We start from the raw sequence: 18413 nt of genomic DNA, 5'->3' as shown, positions 1-18413 counted from the left end.
AGGTCGTGCCTCCGTATTGCAGTTTAGAGTAAATAGTCTATAATCCTCAAACAGTAATAAGAGAGAATTATAGTTAAGGAGTTATGGCAAAAATAGATGTTAAGTGTAGATATTGTAACAACACAGAAGAAGTAATAAAGTCAGGATATTCAATTTCAAAACAACAGAGATATCAATGCAAGCGGTGTAATCGATATTTTCAATTGGAGTATATTAATAATGCATCTAAGCCTGGAGTTAAGGAGCAAATAGTAGAAATGTCAATCAACGGCTCTGGAGTTAGAGATACAGTAAGAGTATTAAAAGTGGGTATCAATACAGTTATCCGTGTTTTAAAAAAATCTAGTATTAAAAAACAATAAATCATTCTATCAGTACAACAGAAGTAATTATTGCTCCTGAGATAGATGAACAATGGTCTTATGTACAGAATAAATCCATACAACGATGGCTTTGGTATGCCTTGGATAAGATTTCGTTAAAAGTAGTTGCTTATACGTTTGGTACAAGATGTGATAGCACATTAGAATCATTACTGAAAAAACTAGAGAATTTCAAGGTGACTTTTTACTATACAGATGGATGGGGGAGTTATGCTAGGTTATTAGACCCTAAAAAGCATATTATCAGTAAAAAATACACTCAACGGATAGAACGAAGTAACTTGAACCTTAGAACGAGATGCAAGAGGCTTGCACGTAAGACAATCTGCTTTTCCAAGTCATTGGATATTCATGATAAGGTTATTGGTACTCTTATTGAACGTATAGCTTTTTAATAGGCATAACTGCAATATGGAGGCATGACCCAAGAGGCTTGCACGTAAGACAATCTGCTTTTCCAAGTCATTGGATATTCATGATAAGGTTATTGGTACTCTTATTGAACGTATAGCTTTTTAATAGGCATAACTGCAATATGGAGGCATGACCCAAGAGGCTTGCACGTAAGACAATCTGCTTTTCCAAGTCATTGGATATTCATGATAAGGTTATTGGTACTCTTATTGAACGTATAGCTTTTTAATAGGCATAACTGCAATATGGAGGCATGACCAAAAATAATAAGATAAATCCATATAATGATGCAATGAAGAAAGATTCTAGAGTGAATTTTATGCAGAAGTAAGTTATAAGACAGCATTAAAAATAGAGCAGCAAGCAAAAGAAGCAGGTATTAGTTTAGATAAAGATGCTATGAGACGCTTAGAGAAAATCAAAAATCGCTATATAGAAGCTGCTAAGAAAGCAGAATTTCAAAAATTTCAAAGTGATCAAGCTCATAAAACGAATAAACAAAAAGCTGAAGCATTTAGGAGTGGTGCAACAGCTGCTGCTAAAAAACAAAGAAAAGAAGATTATAGAACAGGTGGGTGGGGTATTTTGTAATAGTTGAGATTTAATCTTACATTTAGTAAAATTAAGATAATATTAAATGGAGGATTAGAGATGAATCTAAATCAAAAAATAATAAAGCCAAAAATAGGATTACTAGAATTAGCTAGGAGTCTTGGTAGTATATCGTCAGCATATAAAGCTATGGGTTACAGTAGAGACAGTTATTATAGGTTTAAAGAGTTATATGAAACAGGAGGAGAAGAAGCATTATATGAGATTAGTCGGAAGAAGCCAATTATAGCGAATAGAGTTGATCCTGCCGTAGAGAGAGCAGTATTAGATATGGCAATAGAATACCCCGCTTATGGTCAGCTGCGAGTATCAAATGAGCTTAAAAAGACTGGTATTCTTGTATCACCTGGAGGAGTTAGATCTATTTGGCTACGTAATGATTTAAATAATATCAATAAAAGACTTAAAGCATTAGAAGCCAAAATGGCTCAGGATGGTATTGTTCTTACCGAAGCTCAGTTACAAGTATTAGAGAAACGGCGTAGCGAGAAAGAAGCTCATGGTGAGATTGATACACAGCATCCAGGTTATCTAGGATGCCAAGACACATATTATGTAGGTAATTTTAAAGGCATAGGCAAGGTATATTCTCAAGTGTTTATTGATAGTTACACTCGGGTTGCAGAGGCTAAACTATATACTGATAAAACAGCACTTACCGCTGCTGACATGCTTAATGATAGAGTGTTACCATGGTATGAGAGTCAGCAAATACCAGTACTTCGTATTTTAACTGATAGAGGTGGTGAGTATAAAGGTAATATAGAACATCATGCTTTTGAATTGTTCTTAAGCATTGAGGGTATTGAGCATACTACTACTAAAGCATATTCTCCTCAAACAAATGGTATGTGTGAACGTTTTAATAAAACTATGAAACAAGAATTCTTTGATACTGCTATGCGTAAAAAGATCTATACTGATCTTGATGATCTACAACTAGATCTTGATATTTGGCTAGAATATTATAATAATGAAAGACCGCATTCCGGTAAATATTGCTATGGAAAAACACCTATGCAGACTTTTATGGATAGTAAAAAGTTAGCTGTTGAAAAGAATAACGAAATCTTATATCTTGAATACTCATCTGACAGTCATAACTTATCAGACATTCAGATATAATTTTTATAATGTCTGTAAGATTAAATCTTGACTTCTGCATAAACGTATGTCTATACTTCACGCTACAATCTTAACCGTTTTTCCTGAAATGTTCCCTGGGACTCTAGGACATTCTTTAGCAGGGCAGGCTCTGAAAAAAAATATTTGGTCATATTATGTTATTAATATTCGGGATTTCGGTCTAACTAAGCATAAAAATGTCGATGATGAAGCTTACGGCGGTGGTGACGGGCTTATAATGCGTCCTGATGTTTTAGGCAGTAGTATAGATCATGCCCTTGCTTTAAATCCTAATGCTGAAATTTACTATCCTTCACCTCGCGGTAGAATCTTTACTCAAAGCTTTGCTAAGGAGATGTTAAAAAATAAAAACCTTATATTCTTATGTGGACGTTACGAAGGGATTGACGAACGTGTAATTGAAGAGTATAATGTTAAAGAAACTAGTGTAGGCGACTACATTTTATCCGGCGGAGAGATACCTACCCTTACCATTCTCGATTGCTTAATTAGACTACTGCCAGGTGTTTTAATGAACCAAAATACCTTATCTTCCGAGTCTTTTGAAGAAGACGGGGAATTTAAGGGCGGGCTTGAATGCGGTCTATATACAAGACCTGAAATTTGGCGTGATCGTGCTGTACCGAGTGTTTTATTATCCGGTAACCACAGGCTAATTAATGAGTGGAAAAAAGAGCAATCACGTATGATTACTAAATTACGCCGTCCGGAGTTACTTAAAGATTTATAGAGTTAAGGAGTTAAAAAATGAATATTATTGACCACTTTGAACAGGAAAATATTTCAAAGCTTACTGCAAATAAAAAAATTCCTGATTTTGAAGCCGGTGATACAGTTAAGGTAACTGTTAAAATTATTGATAGATCGATTGAGAAAGACGGTAAGGAAAAATTAACGGAAAGATTTCAAGCTTATGAAGGTGTAGTTATCGCAAAAAGAAATCGCGGTATTACTTCATCTTTCTTAGTACGTAAAATTAGCCATGGTGAAGGTGTCGAAAGACGCTTTATGACTTACTCGCCGATAGTACACTCTATTGATGTAGTAAAATACGGGGCAGTTCGTCGTGCTAAACTCTACTATTTAAGACAAAGAAGCGGTAAGTCGGCTAGAATTAAAGAGAGACATATTCCTATTGCTAAAACCAAAACAGCAAAAGCTTAAGTATACTCGGTCAATTGTAATAGTTGAGATTTAATCTTACATTTAGTAAAATTAAGATAATATTAAATGGAGGATTAGAGATGAATCTAAATCAAAAAATAATAAAGCCAAAAATAGGATTACTAGAATTAGCTAGGAGTCTTGGTAGTATATCGTCAGCATATAAAGCTATGGGTTACAGTAGAGACAGTTATTATAGGTTTAAAGAGTTATATGAAACAGGAGGAGAAGAAGCATTATATGAGATTAGTCGGAAGAAGCCAATTATAGCGAATAGAGTTGATCCTGCCGTAGAGAGAGCAGTATTAGATATGGCAATAGAATACCCCGCTTATGGTCAGCTGCGAGTATCAAATGAGCTTAAAAAGACTGGTATTCTTGTATCACCTGGAGGAGTTAGATCTATTTGGCTACGTAATGATTTAAATAATATCAATAAAAGACTTAAAGCATTAGAAGCCAAAATGGCTCAGGATGGTATTGTTCTTACCGAAGCTCAGTTACAAGTATTAGAGAAACGGCGTAGCGAGAAAGAAGCTCATGGTGAGATTGATACACAGCATCCAGGTTATCTAGGATGCCAAGACACATATTATGTAGGTAATTTTAAAGGCATAGGCAAGGTATATTCTCAAGTGTTTATTGATAGTTACACTCGGGTTGCAGAGGCTAAACTATATACTGATAAAACAGCACTTACCGCTGCTGACATGCTTAATGATAGAGTGTTACCATGGTATGAGAGTCAGCAAATACCAGTACTTCGTATTTTAACTGATAGAGGTGGTGAGTATAAAGGTAATATAGAACATCATGCTTTTGAATTGTTCTTAAGCATTGAGGGTATTGAGCATACTACTACTAAAGCATATTCTCCTCAAACAAATGGTATGTGTGAACGTTTTAATAAAACTATGAAACAAGAATTCTTTGATACTGCTATGCGTAAAAAGATCTATACTGATCTTGATGATCTACAACTAGATCTTGATATTTGGCTAGAATATTATAATAATGAAAGACCGCATTCCGGTAAATATTGCTATGGAAAAACACCTATGCAGACTTTTATGGATAGTAAAAAGTTAGCTGTTGAAAAGAATAACGAAATCTTATATCTTGAATACTCATCTGACAGTCATAACTTATCAGACATTCAGATATAATTTTTATAATGTCTGTAAGATTAAATCTTGACTTCTACAGGTCAATTTCAAAAATTGGCTACGTAGTTCTACAAGTTCTGTGGTACTCACGTATTAAGTATACGCTCCGTTCCTCGTCTTGTGAACTCCTTGCTCTTTTTGAAATTGACCTTCGTCTACCGATTTTTCACTTACTCAATACGTCATGAGCTAAGCGACTAAAAGGAGCGTGGCAATCTCATGAAGTAGTATAAAACTCCTGAGATTGCTTCGTCAATTATTTTATAATTTCCTCTCAATGACGAAAAAGTCGAGCCACGCAAGCAAACCTACTAAATTCCTAAAGTATCTCTATAAAGCTCAAGCATAGCATCCTGCTCGGCAAGTTTATCTTTATCCAATTTCTTTAGTTTCAATATAGATTTCATAGCTTTAACATCAAATCCATGTGAAGAAGCATCTTGGAAAATATCTTTTACTTCTTGAGATAAATCAGCTTTTTCTTGTTCTAATCTTTCTATTTTGCTTATATATTGCTCTAATTGTTCTTTTACTACTACTTCTGACATAAAAAATCGTTTAACCTTTTTGAATTTACTATATAATACAAATATACTGCTTATCTTTCAAGAATTGTTCTTTCATTTTATCAAGGATTCGCATTCTCGCCTATTAAGTATAGGCCGCGGGTGTTCACCTCTCAAAATAAAATGAGGGTTCTTGAGATACAAGCAGTATATAACTTTTATTCAACGAAATATTAATAATGCAAATTTATCCTTTAAGACTTTTACCTAATAAAATCGATTTTGATTTTATGAATTTTAAAAAAGTCAGTTACAGTTTCTCAATTATTTTATCACTCATTAGCTTTATTTGGATCGGTATATATAAATTTAATTTCGGTATTGATTTTGCCGGCGGTATAGTTATTGAAGTAAGGCTTGATCAAGCTCCTGATTTGCCAAAAATGCGGGAGGTTCTAGGCGAGCTTGGAATAGGTGAGGTGGTGCTACAAAATTTTGGTAGTGAACGTGATCTATCGATTAGATTCGGTAGTAGTAGCGAAGAAAACCTCATGAAAAATATTGAGTTAATTAAAGCATCTTTGCAAAGTAATTTTCCGTATAAGTTTGAATATCGTAAGGTAGATCTTGTCGGTCCGCAAGTCGGTAGGCAGCTAATAGAAGCGGGGGCTATGGCGATGCTATTCTCTTTCTTAGCTATTATGGTTTATATTTGGGTGCGTTTTGAGTGGTATTTTGGTCTTGGTATACTTATCGCCTTAGTGCATGACGTAATACTCGCCCTTGGTTTTATGAGTATGACTAAGCTTGATTTTAACTTAAGCACTATTGCCGCAGTGTTAACTATTATAGGTTATTCCGTTAATGATTCGGTAGTAATATATGATAGGATTAGAGAAAATTTACGTAAATATCATAAAAAAAATATCACGGAAATTATAAATTTAAGTATCAATGAGACTTTATCAAGAACTATTTTAACAGTAATTACTACGCTACTTGCCAACTTAGTCCTTATTCTTTTTGGTGGTGAGGCAATCCGTAGTTTTAGCGTTCTTGTATTTTTTGGGATAATAGCCGGTACTTATTCATCAATTTTTATCTCCGCCCCAATACTTACAATGTTTGCTAATAGGAAGTTTAATAAGAAAGTAATAGAAAGGTAATGAATCGTTATTGCGAGGAAAAATTGAAAATTTCGACGAAGCAATCTCAGGAATATTTGACGAGATTGCCACGTCAAGGCTTCGCCTTTCCTCGCAATGACGTTTTTAAGCCATAACGAGAATAGTTTATGCTAAAAGAAGAAGACAAAATTTTTACTAACCTACATGGGCAGCAAAGCCATGATTTGAAATCTAGCAAGAAGCGAGGAGATTGGGATAATACTAAAGCGTTGCTTGATAAAGGTAGAGACTTCATTATTGAAGAGGTCAAGCAATCAGGGCTTAGAGGGCGAGGAGGAGCGGGATTTTCTACCGGTATGAAATGGTCGTTTATGCCCAAAAATTCAGAGAAGCCTTGCTATTTAGTAGTAAATGCCGACGAGTCTGAGCCTGGTACTTGTAAGGACCGTGATATATTAAGGTCTGAGCCGCACAAATTAATAGAAGGTTGCTTGCTTGCAAGCTTTGCTATAGGAGCGAATGATTGCTACATCTATATTAGAGGTGAGTTTTATAATGAAGCTTCTAATATTCAGCGTGCCTTAGATGAAGCTTATAAAGACGGGTTAATAGGAAAGAATGCTTGTGGGTCTAGCTTCGATTGTAATATTTATTTACATCGTGGGGCAGGGGCTTATATTTGCGGTGAGGAAACTGCATTACTTGAAAGCTTAGAGGGTAAAAAAGGCATGCCTCGCTTAAAGCCGCCTTTTCCTGCCGGATTTGGGCTATATGGCTGCCCGACTACTATAAATAATGTTGAGTCTATTGCAGTAGTGCCGACCATTTTAAGACGAGGGGCTAATTGGTTTGCTTCTATCGGTAAGCCTAACAATACCGGTACTAAGATTTTTTGCATATCGGGGCATGTTAATAAGCCTTGCAATGTTGAAGAGGCAATGGGAATTTCGTTAAAAGAATTGATTGAGAAATATGCCGGCGGTGTTCGAGATGGTTGGGATAATCTTAAAGCTATAATTCCGGGTGGTTCTTCGGTGCCTTTACTTCCTAAGTCACTATGTGAAGTGGATATGGATTTTGATAGTTTAAGAACCGCAGGTTCCGGACTTGGTACAGGTGGTATTATAGTTATGGATAAATCTACTGACATTATTTATGCAATAGCAAGGCTTAGTAAATTTTATATGCACGAATCATGTGGGCAATGCACTCCTTGCCGTGAAGGTACGGGCTGGATGTGGCGAGTTATGATGCGGCTAGTTAAAGGTAATGCCCAAAAATCCGAGATAGACGAACTCCTTAACGTTACAAAAGAAATAGAGGGGCATACTATTTGTGCCTTAGGTGATGCGGCAGCTTGGCCGATCCAAGGGCTGATACGCCATTTTAGAAGCGAGATTGAGGAAAGGATAAAGGGGTGGTCCAGTGCTATATGAACGTTCAAGATGTCATTCCTGCGGAAGCAGGAATCCACAAAATAACCAATTTTAATGTTAGTACAATAATTATATATTTTACTAGATTTCTGCTTCCGCAGGAATGACATCCACTCATAAAAAAGAAATAAATTATGCAAACAGATAATACAAAATCAAACACTAATAAAACAGCTAAGCAAGAGTGGGGGTCTTTTGCTTTTGTAATATGTATAGCTTTACTTATTAGAATACTTATTATGGAGCCATTTACCGTTCCGACCGGTTCTATGAAAGCAACCATACTTGAGAATGACTATATATTTTCTACGAAATATAGTTACGGTTATAGTAATTATTCTTTATCTTTCTTTGATTTCATAAATCTTTTTAAAGGACGAATATTTGCACGCGAACCGGAACGTGGTGATATTATAGTTTTTCGTCCGCCTAATAATATGAGCCTTAGATATATAAAACGTTTGATAGGGCTACCGGGTGATAAGGTACAATTAATTGATGATGTGATATATATCAATGATAAAAAAATAGAACGCACGGAAGTTGGAACTTATATTAGCGAAGAAGGAATAAAATATTTGAAGTTTAAAGAAACGCTGCCAAACGGTAGAACGTATTTTTCTTATAAGCTTGCTCCTATTTTCGACGTTATATATAATGATAGATACGGTAATACGGATGTTTTTTATGTACCTGAAGGAAAATATTTCTTTTTAGGGGATAATAGAGATCAGTCAAATGATAGTAGAGTAAATCTTGGATTTGTACCGTTTGAAAATTTTATTGCTAAAGCACAATTTATTTGGTTCTCAACAAAAATAACTTGGTGGGATAATGATATAGGAGTTATTAATCTAGTACTAAAGTTAAAGCCATGGATTGAATCTGTCAGGGTTAATAGAATTTTTAAAAATCTTTATAACACGGATGAGTAATGGTAGCATTTGAGGAGTTAGAAAAATTACTAGGCTATAGTTTCAAAAATAAAGAGCTTTTAATAGAGGCGTTGAGTCATCCGTCTTTAAGGCAGCATTACGAATATAAGGATGATAAAGATTATGAACGTTTAGAGTTTCTAGGTGATGCTGTATTAAATTTAGTAATCACGGAAATTTTATTTAAGAATTTTGCAAATTATAATGAGGGAAATTTAGCTAAAATTAGATCATATTTAGTTTGTAAAGAAACAATATGTGTGGTTGGGACCAAGCTCACTTTAAAAGATTATATAATTATGACTCATGGGGAAGAAGTAGCAGGGGGGCGGGATAATCCTAATAATATAGAAAATGCTACAGAAGCTTTAATTGCAGCTATATATCTTGATAGTAATATTGAAACAACTCGCAATATTATCAGGAAATTATGGGCAGAATTTATAAAAATTCAGAATTTAACGGATTATGATCCAAAAACTGCTTTACAAGAATGGGCTCAAGCGAGTAGCCATCACCTACCTATATACCGTCTGATAAAAAGAGAAGGGGCAGCCCATTCATCAACTTTTACGGTGCTTGTGAAAGTAAAAGATTATGAACAAACAGGCACGGGGCATTCTATAAAAGAAGCAGAGAAAAACGCAGCACGAAGCTTATTGCATAGACTTAAAAATGATTAAGCAAGTTCAAAAAACAATTTCAGTTTGTATAATAGGACGACCAAATAGTGGGAAGTCGACTTTATTAAATAGAATAATCGGGGAGAAGCTTTCAATAGTTACCCCAAAAGTTCAAACAACCAGATCGATTATTACCGGTATTATTACTTTAAAGGACACGCAAGTAATTTTATACGACACGCCCGGTATATTTGAGCCGAAAGGGACGCTCGAAAAAGCGATGGTAAGATGTGCGTGGTCTAGTTTGTATAGTGCGGATTTAGTGCTGTTGATTATCGATAGTCTAAAACCGTTTGATGATGTAACGCATAATATTTTAGATAAGCTTCGCTCACTTAATATTGTTCCGGTATTTTTATTGAACAAAATAGACGTCGAATCAAAATATCTAAATGACATTAAAGCTTTTTTAACAGGAAATCATCCTGATGGTTTAGTTTTTCCTATCTCTGCGTTATCGGGCAAAAATATTGATGGAGTACTTGAATATATAACAAGTAAGGCAAAAATTTCTCCGTGGCTTTATGCGGAAGACGACATAACGGATTTACCGATGCGTTTTATTGCGGCAGAAATCACAAGAGAGCAGTTATTTTTTAATTTGCAGCAAGAACTCCCATATAAACTAACTGTACAAACCGAAAAATGGGAAGAGCTTAAAGACAAATCCGTAAAGATTAATCAAGTTGTAGTAGTTTCAAGAGAGAGCTATAAAACTATAATACTCGGTAAAAACGGCTCTAAAATCAAAGAGATAGGGGCAAAATCCCGAATGCAAATGGAGCGGTTTTTTGGCTTCCCTGTTCATTTATTTTTATTTATTAAGGTGCGTGAACTGTGGGAGAATAATCAGGAATTTTACCAGTATATGAAGATATAATCAATTTAAACGTCATTGCGAGGAGATGCGTAGCATCGACGCGGCAATCTTATGAAGTAGTATAAAATTCCTGAGATTGCTTCGTCGAATTACTTTGTAATTCTTCTCGCAATGACGATTTTAGAAAAATAAAATAATAATCATGATAGTACTTGGGATTGATCCGGCACTTGGGAGTCTTGGATGGGCAATAGTTGCACGACAGTCAACAAAATTGAAATATTTAGCTAGCGGTATTATTAAAACCAATAGCAAAGATGAAATACATAATAGACTTGCCTACATCAATAGCACGTTAGAAAAAGTAATATTAGAATATCAACCGAATATGGCAGCGATTGAAGAAACATTTGTTAATACTAATAGCGTGACTTCGTTAAAGCTCGGCTATGCTAGAGGTGCGACAATGTCGCTGTTCGGTAGGTATAATTTGGACATGCGGGAATTTAAACCAAATACGGTAAAAAAAACTGTAACCGGCTATGGTCATGCAGAAAAAGACCAAATTTTGCATATGATCAAGCTGTTACTGCCCGGTACTTCCTTAATTACTAATTCCGATGAAGCCGATGCCGTAGCGATTGCCTATACTTGTCATGTTATGAGGGTTAAATGAATCCTGTTATAATATTAGTTGCTCCTCAAATGGGCGAGAATATCGGTGCTACTGCAAGAGCAATGAAGAATTTCGGCTTAATTGAGCTTAGAATTGTAGCTCCAAGAGACGGCTGGCCAAATGAGGTGGCGCGTAGTAATGCAGTCGGAGCGGTTAATATTATAGATAATGCAAAAATTTATGATAGTCTTGAAGATTGTATTAAAGACCTCGAATATTTATATGCTACTACCTGCATTAAAAGGGCTATGAATAAAGATTATGTATTTTCACAAAATTTGCCTTTAGATTATCCAAATTCTGCAAAAGTCGGAATAATGTTCGGGAGGGAAAATAACGGGCTGAGTAATGAAGAAATCTCACTTGCCAATAAGATTATCACTATTAATACAACCGAATTTAGCTCATTAAATATTGCTCAAGCTGTTATTGTAATATGCTATGAATTGTTTCGTAATTCTACGCCTAGAGAAGATATTCATAACATTCAAAAATTAGCTACTAAAGAAGAAATGGAACATTTTTTAACAAATTTATTCAGTAAACTTGATAAAACCGGATTCTTTAAAGCTCCCGACAAAAAACCTGCTATGCAGCAAAATATCACTAATATATTTACACGTATCAATAGCCTCTCTTCCCCTGAAGTTCACACACTGCAAGGCATTATAAAGTCTTTGTATACGTAGATAGAACTTCAAAAATTGGCGTCGTCGTTCTACAAGAGCTGCGGTACTCACGTATTAAGTAACAGCTATCGTTCCTCGCCTTGTGAACTCCTTGCTCTTTTTGAAGTTGATCTTCGTCTACCAACTCTTTATTTACTTTATGTATATTTAGTAACTTCTTAAGTTCAGGAACATAATTTTTAATTCGGCTATGAATCTCATTAGCAAGTTTTTCATCATAGGTATGTGAGGTCATATTACGGTCAAGAAGCATCTGAATCCATAACTCTTCATCGTTTATAATACCTGCTGCGTAAGCTTCTTTAAAGACTTCTTTAGGATAGTTGAGAGTTATGCCCCTTTGAGCAAAATATTCTTTTAGAAATTTCCAAGCAAGCTCAAAAGTAAACTCAAATCTTCTAATCGTTGCATCAATATAAGCTCTATCTTCTGTTGTCGGTTTTAAATAGATATCTTCAAGCGTCATAAAAGCTTTACGAAATTTTTCAAGTTTAAGGTTTATTTTGACATATATTTTTTAATAAAGATTTAATAATTTTAGCTACTCTTTCTGCTTCATTTAAGGGTTTGTAGCTATATTCCTCCAGCATCGTTACTGACTCATCAAAAATTCTTGCTATTTTTTGTTCTACTAATTGCTTGATAAAAATCTTATGCTTTGAAGAATTAAAGTTTGGTGGGCAGAATATATAAAGAGGTTTACCGCTTGAAGCTGCTTCGCTGCACATTGAAATCGAGTCGGCTGTAGAGATTATATATTCTGCATTGGCAAGCATAGCTATATATGGATTATATACCTTTGATACTTCAAGATTTGGTACGTCAAATTTCGGGACTCGCCTGTGCTCACGTATTATTATACGCTTCGCAGGCTCGCCGCTTATTTGACTTTCAACTTTTGAAGTTTCTACGGTATAGTCTGTGCCTTCATTCGGGTCATAAGTAATTGTAGAAGCCGGCATATTATTTTTAATAATTGATTTTACGGCTTGCGGTGTACGTCTACTGAAACTAATGAAAAACGATATTTGTTGATTAGTATATATTTTATTTAATAATGAAGAAAATAAATTTGCTTCATTTTCGTTGAAATTAAATTTTTTATTATTCCCACCGATTATCACGGCAATAAATTGTTTAAGGTCAGGATAATGCTTTTGTAGCTCTAAGTTCGCTGCAGCGAACTTTTCGGTTACGTTGTTGATAGCTCCGTTGACGGGAATGATGTTTTTCTGCTCGGTGTCATCCCGTGGCTTGTCCACAGGATCCAGTGTAAAGCAAGATAAACCGAGCTTTTTGCATTTTTTATTACTGGATCCCGTGGACAAGCCACGGGATGACAAGCGACGGCAATCATGATAAGGCAGAATAACGGCATCAAACGCATCATAAGGTAAAGAGGGCTGCATTATTTGTATTAACTTTATACTTTCAAATTTATTTTTTAAATAAAATGCTAAAACTGCTGTTCTTCTGCCGGCGGTAATTATCATATCAGGTAAAGGTTTTGCCATAATATCTTGCAATAGCTCACTTTTTATATGAATAGGATAATATTTTAGTAAAAAATTCGGTAGCTTAGCTAAGCAATTATACTGCAGTTTAATTATAATGTATTCTTGCGTTAATTTTTCAGCAAGTGCAATAGCCTGATTTGTGTTACCTGTTCTATTATCAGCCAATACGTATATTTTCATTATAAATATTCTTTTAAAGGTAATGTTAATAAATCTGTTAGAGGTAGTGATTTATCGCAAGCATTGGCTATCTCTGGCATAATCGGAATTTGAGCGATTAAGGGTATATTATATTTTTGCGATAAATATCCGCCGCTATTACTTTCAAACATATAGCTCATATTCTCAATTATTCCCAAAATAGGTAAATTTAGTTTTTGATATAAATCTATGGAACGCACTACATCTATCTCCGATATTTTTTGCGGTATAGTTACTATTATCACGCCGTCTAAATGATAATTCTCTAGCATACTTAAATGAATATCACCAGTTCCCGGCGGCATATCAATAATTAGATAATCTAAATTATCCCATTTTGTTACTGATAATAATTGATAAATGGTCTTACTCGCCATAGGACCACGCCAAATAATTGCCGAATGATCTTTAACAAAAAAGCCTATAGAAATAACTTGGATATTTTTGTCTATTATAGGTATTATTCGTCCTTCTATTGTTTTCGGCACTTCGTTAATGCCGAATATATGCGGAATTGACGGACCGTAAATATCGGCATCTACTATCCCAACTCGGTAATTTTCTAGACTCAATTGCTGAGCAATAAGAGTCGATATTGTAGATTTTCCGACTCCGCCTTTACCTGACGCTACTAAGATAATTTTTTTTACGTTTTCTACAAAATGCTTTGGCTTTTGAGTTTTTTTCTCCATAGGTTTACTTTCGGTAAAAACAATTGTTATTTTATTTATTTCCGAAATTTCGTTAAGTTTGTTAATTGCCTTAAGTCTGATTTCTTCGGCTTCTAACTTGTCTTTACCTGATATATCTATAGAAAAACCTACATTATTCCCCTTAATTATAATATCCGATATAACTTTATTTAAAAAAGTACCGTCTTTAAATATAATATGCTGAAGTTTATCGATAATTTGCTTTTGGTGTAAATGCGCCATAATTAAATTTCCTTTTTAAGGCTGTTTAAGTTCGTAACTTGACGTTATATGCTATAATATATATAATCACATAATCTTTAAAATAATATAAAAAAGCAAATGCTTAGTAAAAAATATAGCTCGATTTTAAAAAAATCCCCATGGAAAGATTTTGATTCTGATAAAGAAGATAACATATTCACAAGACCGCGTAAAAATCAATTTAATTTTGATAAATTTCAATTCCAGTTTAATTTTAATAGCAAAACAATAATTTTAGCTGTTGTCGCAGTGATTGCTTTATGGCTTGCTTCGGGTATTTATGAAATAAAAGAAGGTGAAGAAGCAGCGGTAATAAGATTTGGGCGTTTTGTGCGTAAGGGCTACCCCGGGCTTAATTATCATTTGCCTGCCCCTTTTGAAAAGATAATAGTTGAGAAAGTTAAACAATCACGGCGAATTGAGATTGGTTATCGTACAAATAGCTCGGCACGTAGCGGTGGCGATAATACTAAAAATATCGCCGGTGAAAGTATAATGCTTACCGGTGATGAAAATATCGTTGCTTTAAATTGTGACGTAATGTGGCATATTAATAACCTTGAAAATTTTATTTTTAACGTACAAAGACCTGAAGAAACAGTAAAAGCAACAGTAGAAAGTGCTGTTAGAGAAGTAATAGGCAATACTCCTATTTCTTGGGTATTATCTGATCAAAAGCAAGAAATTACTTACAAAATAGAAAAATTAGCACAAAAGATACTGGATAGTTATAATGCCGGTGTTATGATTGAGAAAGTACAATTATTAAAAGCCGAACCGCCTGCCGAAGTAATAGACGCTTATAGAGACGTGCAAACTTCAAAAGCAGATAAAGAGAAAGAAATAAATCAAGCTCAAGCCTATAATAATAAGGTTTTGCCGGAAGCTAGAGGAGCGGCCGCAAAGATTATACAAGAAGCAGAAGGTTATAGAGAAGAAGTTATATCAAAAGCAGAAGGTGATAGCCAAAGATTTAATGCTATTTATAAACAATATACTATAGGTAGGCAAGTAACTAGAGATAGGTTATATTTAGAAGTAGTCGAAGAGATATTAGGCGGTTCAAATAAAACTATTATTAATAGTGCGCTACTGCCGCACATGGCTATTAAGTAGGTATACTCGATGAACTTCAAAAATTAGCTACGTCGTTCTACAAGAGCTGCGATCCTCGCCTTGTGAACCCATTGCTCTTTTTGAAGTTGATCTTCGTCTACCAAGAGTCCTACTTTTTATTTTATCGAATGTCATCTAAACAACAAGGAATATTAAATTAAATGCAACAAAAGATTTATTATATAATTTTTACAATTATTTTCGGGCTGATACTGATTTCTAGCTCCTTATTTTCAGTTGATCAACGCCAATCTGCCGTGGTATTTCAGTTTGGTGAAGCAGTTAGAACTATAGAAAATCCAGGACTAAATATTAAAATCCCGTTTATTCAAAACGTTGAATTTTTTGATAAACGTCTTTTAGATGTTGAGGTTGAGGCAAAAGAATTAACGGCTGCTGACGGTAAGCGAGTTATTGTTGATGCTTATGCCAAATTCCAAATTAATAATCCGGTAATGTTTTATAAAACGGTACATGATTATCAAGGCGTGAAAATTAGGCTGACCCGTAACCTTGAATCATCTATGCGTAAGGTGATAGGTAAAATTTCGCTAAGTAGCCTTTTAAGTCAGGAGCGTAGTAACGTAATGTTAAATATTTTAAATCAAGTGGACGGCGAAGCCAAAAGTTTTGGTATTGACGTTGTAGATGTTAGAATTTTAAGAGCAGACTTACCGAAAGAAAATAGTGCAGCTATTTATCGCCGTATGCAAACGGCACGTGAAAAAGAAGCGACCCAAATTAGGGCAGAAGGGCAAGAAGAAAGTGTGCGTATTCGTTCAAAAGCAGATAAAGAAAGTAAAATAATACTTGCTAAAGCTTATCGAGATGCACAAATTATCAAAGGTGACGGCGATGAAAAAGCGGCAAAAATATATAATTCCGCTTATTCCGTCGATCCGGAATTTTATAAATTTTATAGATCACTTTTAGTATATAAAAATTCTTTAAAGAAAGAAGATACTAATTTTGTGATTTCACCGGATGCGGAAGTTTTAAAATACCTTAATTTAAATAAATAACCATAGTACCGGACATTTTTCATTCTATGTCATTCCCGCGTAGGCGGGAACCCAGTTAAGTAAACTTTACTTAACAAAATTATATAATAAAAAATCTTTAAAATTAAAGATTTTTTAGCCTGGGTCCCCTCCTACGCGGGGGATGACATCGAGGGCTTCTTAAAAATTATCCGGTACTATACTAAATAACTCGTTTATCTACTTTATTATTTACTTGGAGCATATGGTTAATCTGAAAATAGTTCTTATTTTAATAGTTTTAATATCAAGTAACGTTGTTTTGGCAAAAGAAAATAGTAAGTCTTTAAAAGTAGCGAAGCAAGATGAGAATGAATTTATGGCAATAAATTCTGCTCCTTTAAAAGTAAGTGAAGCTGCCCGTTATAGCTTTGCTGATATAGTTGAGCCGTTAATTCCTGCAGTCGTTAATATTTCAACAATAGAATATGTTAATAGTAAGTCGGAAAATGCTGAGAAAGATCCGCTGCAAGAAAAAAAGCCTTTAGACTTCATTAATGATTTTTTAGAAAAGCTAAATATACCGCTGCATTTGGAAGAAATCGATCAAACTCCTAAAAGCATTCCGCTTGGCTCAGGGTTTATTATTGAGCCTAACGGTTTAATAGTGACAAACTATCATGTAATTGCAAATGTTGATAAAATTAATATAAAACTTGCAGACAATACCGAATTATCGGCTAAATTAATAGGTAGCGATACTAAAACTGATTTAGCGCTCTTAAAAATAGACAGTGAGGAACCATTGCCGTTTGTTGAGTTTGGAGATTCAAATGATGCAAGAGTAGGAGACTGGGTTATTGCAATCGGTAATCCATTCGGTAATCTAGGCGGTACGGTGACAAGCGGTATTATTTCCTCTAAAGGGCGGGATATTGATATAGATACGGATAATATAGTCGATAATTTTATTCAAACGGATGCTGCAATTAATAACGGTAATTCCGGCGGTCCTATGTTTAATTTGGATCAGAAAGTAATAGGCGTAAATACGGCAATTTTTTCACCGCTCGGTACTAATATAGGTATTGGTTTTGCAATACCGTCAAATACTGCAAAGCCCATAATCGAACGTCTTAAGAAAGATGGAAAAGTAAGTAGAGGACGCCTTGGAGTAACAATACAAGATTTAACCGAGGAAATTTCTGAAGGGTTAGGGCTTAAAGATACTAGGGGGGTGTTAGTAGCTAAAGTACAAGAAGATGGCCCAGGTGATAAAGCAGGAATTAAAACAGGTGATATAATAATAGAGTTTGCAGATATACCGGTTAAAAATACTAAAAAATTGCGTGTAATTATTGCAGATGCTCCTATGGATCAGGAAGTAAAAGTAAAAATACTTCGCGATAAAAAAGAGCTTGAATTACCTATTAAAATTACTTCAGATAATGAAGAAGTTACCAAAGATTCTACAGAAGAGACCAATAAAGAAGAAATAACAAACAAAGAAGAAAGTGATTTATCTATTACTAAAAATAATATTACTTTTAGTAATTTGACTGAAGAATTAAGACAACAATATAATATTCCGAGCGATAAAGCTGGAATAGTTATAACCAATATTGATGAAGAAGAAAGTAGCTTCAAAATTGGTGATCTGATAACCAATATTAATCAGGAAAGCATAGATGATATAAATAAGCTAGAAGAATTATATGAAAATGCTAAAAAATCAGATAAGCAAAATATTTTGCTTTTGATTGATAGGGGCGATACAAGTGTATTTGTGCCGTTGCAAGTTATATAGAGTGATTATCGTCATTGCGAGGAAATACGAAGCATTGACGAAGCAATCTAGTAAAAAAGTCTTGAGATTGCTTCAGCCA

20 protein-coding genes and 3 pseudogenes are annotated in these 18413 nt (G+C 34.6%); 19 read left to right on the top strand and 4 right to left on the bottom strand.

Annotated elements, in window-relative coordinates; translation table 11 throughout:
• Positions 1 to 83 precede the first annotated feature (83 nt).
• The 8 genes and pseudogenes from AC0ODJ_RS00400 to AC0ODJ_RS00365 all read left to right on the top strand — a co-directional run bounded on the left by AC0ODJ_RS00400 (position 84) and on the right by AC0ODJ_RS00365 (position 4885).
• Positions 84 to 778 (top strand): IS1 family transposase gene (locus AC0ODJ_RS00400; protein WP_474464353.1). Its coding sequence is split into 2 segments (ribosomal slippage): positions 84 to 357 and positions 357 to 778, totalling 696 coding nucleotides; the frame shifts between segments, so codons are not numbered across the junction.
• Between the two features lie 43 nt (positions 779 to 821).
• Positions 822 to 902, top strand: a pseudogene (locus AC0ODJ_RS00395) (IS1 family transposase); the annotation flags it as partial.
• A 43-nt stretch (positions 903 to 945) separates the two neighbouring features.
• A pseudogene (locus tag AC0ODJ_RS00390) lies at positions 946 to 1026 on the top strand (IS1 family transposase); the annotation flags it as partial.
• A 170-nt stretch (positions 1027 to 1196) separates the two neighbouring features.
• Positions 1197 to 1388: a tRNA (guanine-N1)-methyltransferase gene (locus AC0ODJ_RS00385; protein ID WP_256621299.1), complete on the top strand. Its 192-nt coding sequence runs from the start codon at positions 1197 to 1199 to the stop codon at positions 1386 to 1388.
• A 60-nt stretch (positions 1389 to 1448) separates the two neighbouring features.
• The gene (locus tag AC0ODJ_RS00380; RefSeq protein WP_121834048.1) at positions 1449 to 2534 is read left to right on the top strand and encodes an IS481 family transposase; all 1086 of its coding nucleotides are present in this window, start codon (positions 1449 to 1451) and stop codon (positions 2532 to 2534) included.
• A 46-nt stretch (positions 2535 to 2580) separates the two neighbouring features.
• Positions 2581 to 3285 (top strand): tRNA (guanosine(37)-N1)-methyltransferase TrmD, encoded by a 705-nt coding sequence (gene trmD, locus AC0ODJ_RS00375; protein ID WP_218460475.1) that lies wholly within the window; start codon positions 2581 to 2583, stop codon positions 3283 to 3285.
• A 17-nt stretch (positions 3286 to 3302) separates the two neighbouring features.
• Complete coding sequence (rplS, locus tag AC0ODJ_RS00370) at positions 3303 to 3719, top strand: 50S ribosomal protein L19 (RefSeq protein WP_474464470.1); 417 nt, start codon at positions 3303 to 3305, stop codon at positions 3717 to 3719.
• 80 nt (positions 3720 to 3799) lie between these two features.
• The gene (locus tag AC0ODJ_RS00365; protein ID WP_121834048.1) at positions 3800 to 4885 is read left to right on the top strand and encodes an IS481 family transposase; all 1086 of its coding nucleotides are present in this window, start codon (positions 3800 to 3802) and stop codon (positions 4883 to 4885) included.
• A gap of 311 nt (positions 4886 to 5196) precedes the next feature.
• Here the strand turns inward: AC0ODJ_RS00365 and AC0ODJ_RS00360 are convergent, their stop codons facing one another.
• A complete protein-coding gene (locus AC0ODJ_RS00360; RefSeq protein WP_004996682.1) occupies positions 5197 to 5433 on the bottom strand; it encodes a DUF2312 domain-containing protein in 237 nt (78 codons plus the stop codon).
• 197 nt (positions 5434 to 5630) lie between these two features.
• Between AC0ODJ_RS00360 and secF the strand changes: the two genes are divergently transcribed.
• From secF to AC0ODJ_RS00320, 8 genes and pseudogenes are all read left to right on the top strand, one after another.
• Positions 5631 to 6557 (top strand): protein translocase subunit SecF, encoded by a 927-nt coding sequence (gene secF / locus AC0ODJ_RS00355; protein ID WP_474464459.1) that lies wholly within the window; start codon positions 5631 to 5633, stop codon positions 6555 to 6557.
• A gap of 2 nt (positions 6558 to 6559) precedes the next feature.
• Positions 6560 to 6661 (top strand): annotated as a pseudogene (locus AC0ODJ_RS00350) (DNA-binding protein); the annotation flags it as partial.
• A gap of 24 nt (positions 6662 to 6685) precedes the next feature.
• Positions 6686 to 7954 (top strand): NADH-quinone oxidoreductase subunit NuoF, encoded by a 1269-nt coding sequence (gene nuoF, locus AC0ODJ_RS00345; protein WP_474464454.1) that lies wholly within the window; start codon positions 6686 to 6688, stop codon positions 7952 to 7954.
• 134 nt (positions 7955 to 8088) lie between these two features.
• Entirely contained in the window at positions 8089 to 8889 is an 801-nt protein-coding gene (gene lepB / locus AC0ODJ_RS00340) for a signal peptidase I (protein WP_218459972.1), read from the top strand.
• Complete coding sequence (rnc, locus tag AC0ODJ_RS00335; RefSeq protein ID WP_218459973.1) at positions 8889 to 9572, top strand: ribonuclease III; 684 nt, start codon at positions 8889 to 8891, stop codon at positions 9570 to 9572. The genes lepB and rnc overlap by 1 nt, the downstream gene beginning before the upstream one ends.
• The gene (gene era, locus AC0ODJ_RS00330; RefSeq protein ID WP_218459975.1) at positions 9565 to 10452 is read left to right on the top strand and encodes a GTPase Era; all 888 of its coding nucleotides are present in this window, start codon (positions 9565 to 9567) and stop codon (positions 10450 to 10452) included. The genes rnc and era overlap by 8 nt, the downstream gene beginning before the upstream one ends.
• A 142-nt stretch (positions 10453 to 10594) precedes the next feature.
• Positions 10595 to 11068 carry a crossover junction endodeoxyribonuclease RuvC gene (gene ruvC / locus AC0ODJ_RS00325; protein WP_218459976.1) on the top strand — a complete coding sequence of 158 codons (474 nt, stop codon included), beginning with the start codon at positions 10595 to 10597 and terminating at the stop codon, positions 11066 to 11068.
• The gene (locus AC0ODJ_RS00320; protein ID WP_218459977.1) at positions 11065 to 11757 is read left to right on the top strand and encodes an RNA methyltransferase; all 693 of its coding nucleotides are present in this window, start codon (positions 11065 to 11067) and stop codon (positions 11755 to 11757) included. Before ruvC ends, AC0ODJ_RS00320 begins: the two co-directional genes overlap by 4 nt.
• Here the strand turns inward: AC0ODJ_RS00320 and AC0ODJ_RS00315 are convergent.
• Genes AC0ODJ_RS00315 through AC0ODJ_RS00305 form a run of 3 tightly spaced genes read right to left on the bottom strand, consistent with a single transcriptional unit; the run spans position 11735 to position 14410 of the window.
• Positions 11735 to 12223 (bottom strand): HI0074 family nucleotidyltransferase substrate-binding subunit, encoded by a 489-nt coding sequence (locus tag AC0ODJ_RS00315; protein WP_256621172.1) that lies wholly within the window; start codon positions 12221 to 12223, stop codon positions 11735 to 11737. The genes AC0ODJ_RS00320 and AC0ODJ_RS00315 overlap by 23 nt on opposite strands.
• A gap of 25 nt (positions 12224 to 12248) precedes the next feature.
• The gene (locus AC0ODJ_RS00310; protein WP_474464433.1) at positions 12249 to 13454 is read right to left on the bottom strand and encodes a mitochondrial fission ELM1 family protein; all 1206 of its coding nucleotides are present in this window, start codon (positions 13452 to 13454) and stop codon (positions 12249 to 12251) included.
• Positions 13454 to 14410: an Mrp/NBP35 family ATP-binding protein gene (locus AC0ODJ_RS00305; protein ID WP_218459979.1), complete on the bottom strand. Its 957-nt coding sequence runs from the start codon at positions 14408 to 14410 to the stop codon at positions 13454 to 13456. The genes AC0ODJ_RS00310 and AC0ODJ_RS00305 overlap by 1 nt, the downstream gene beginning before the upstream one ends.
• A 99-nt stretch (positions 14411 to 14509) precedes the next feature.
• On the opposite strand from AC0ODJ_RS00305, the gene hflK reads away from it, so the two are divergent.
• From hflK to AC0ODJ_RS00290, 3 genes are all read left to right on the top strand, one after another.
• Positions 14510 to 15547 carry an FtsH protease activity modulator HflK gene (hflK, locus tag AC0ODJ_RS00300; protein WP_474464427.1) on the top strand — a complete coding sequence of 346 codons (1038 nt, stop codon included), beginning with the start codon at positions 14510 to 14512 and terminating at the stop codon, positions 15545 to 15547.
• A gap of 161 nt (positions 15548 to 15708) precedes the next feature.
• Positions 15709 to 16569 carry a protease modulator HflC gene (hflC, locus tag AC0ODJ_RS00295; RefSeq protein ID WP_218459983.1) on the top strand — a complete coding sequence of 287 codons (861 nt, stop codon included), beginning with the start codon at positions 15709 to 15711 and terminating at the stop codon, positions 16567 to 16569.
• A 223-nt stretch (positions 16570 to 16792) separates the two neighbouring features.
• Positions 16793 to 18334, top strand: a complete 1542-nt coding sequence (locus AC0ODJ_RS00290; protein ID WP_218459984.1) for a Do family serine endopeptidase — start codon at positions 16793 to 16795, stop codon at positions 18332 to 18334.
• The last annotated feature ends 79 nt before the right edge of the window (positions 18335 to 18413 follow it).

This window comes from Rickettsia senegalensis (assembly GCF_056135685.1).
The sequence above is the reverse complement of the archived record's forward strand: the minus strand, read 5'-3'. Positions and strand labels throughout refer to the sequence as shown.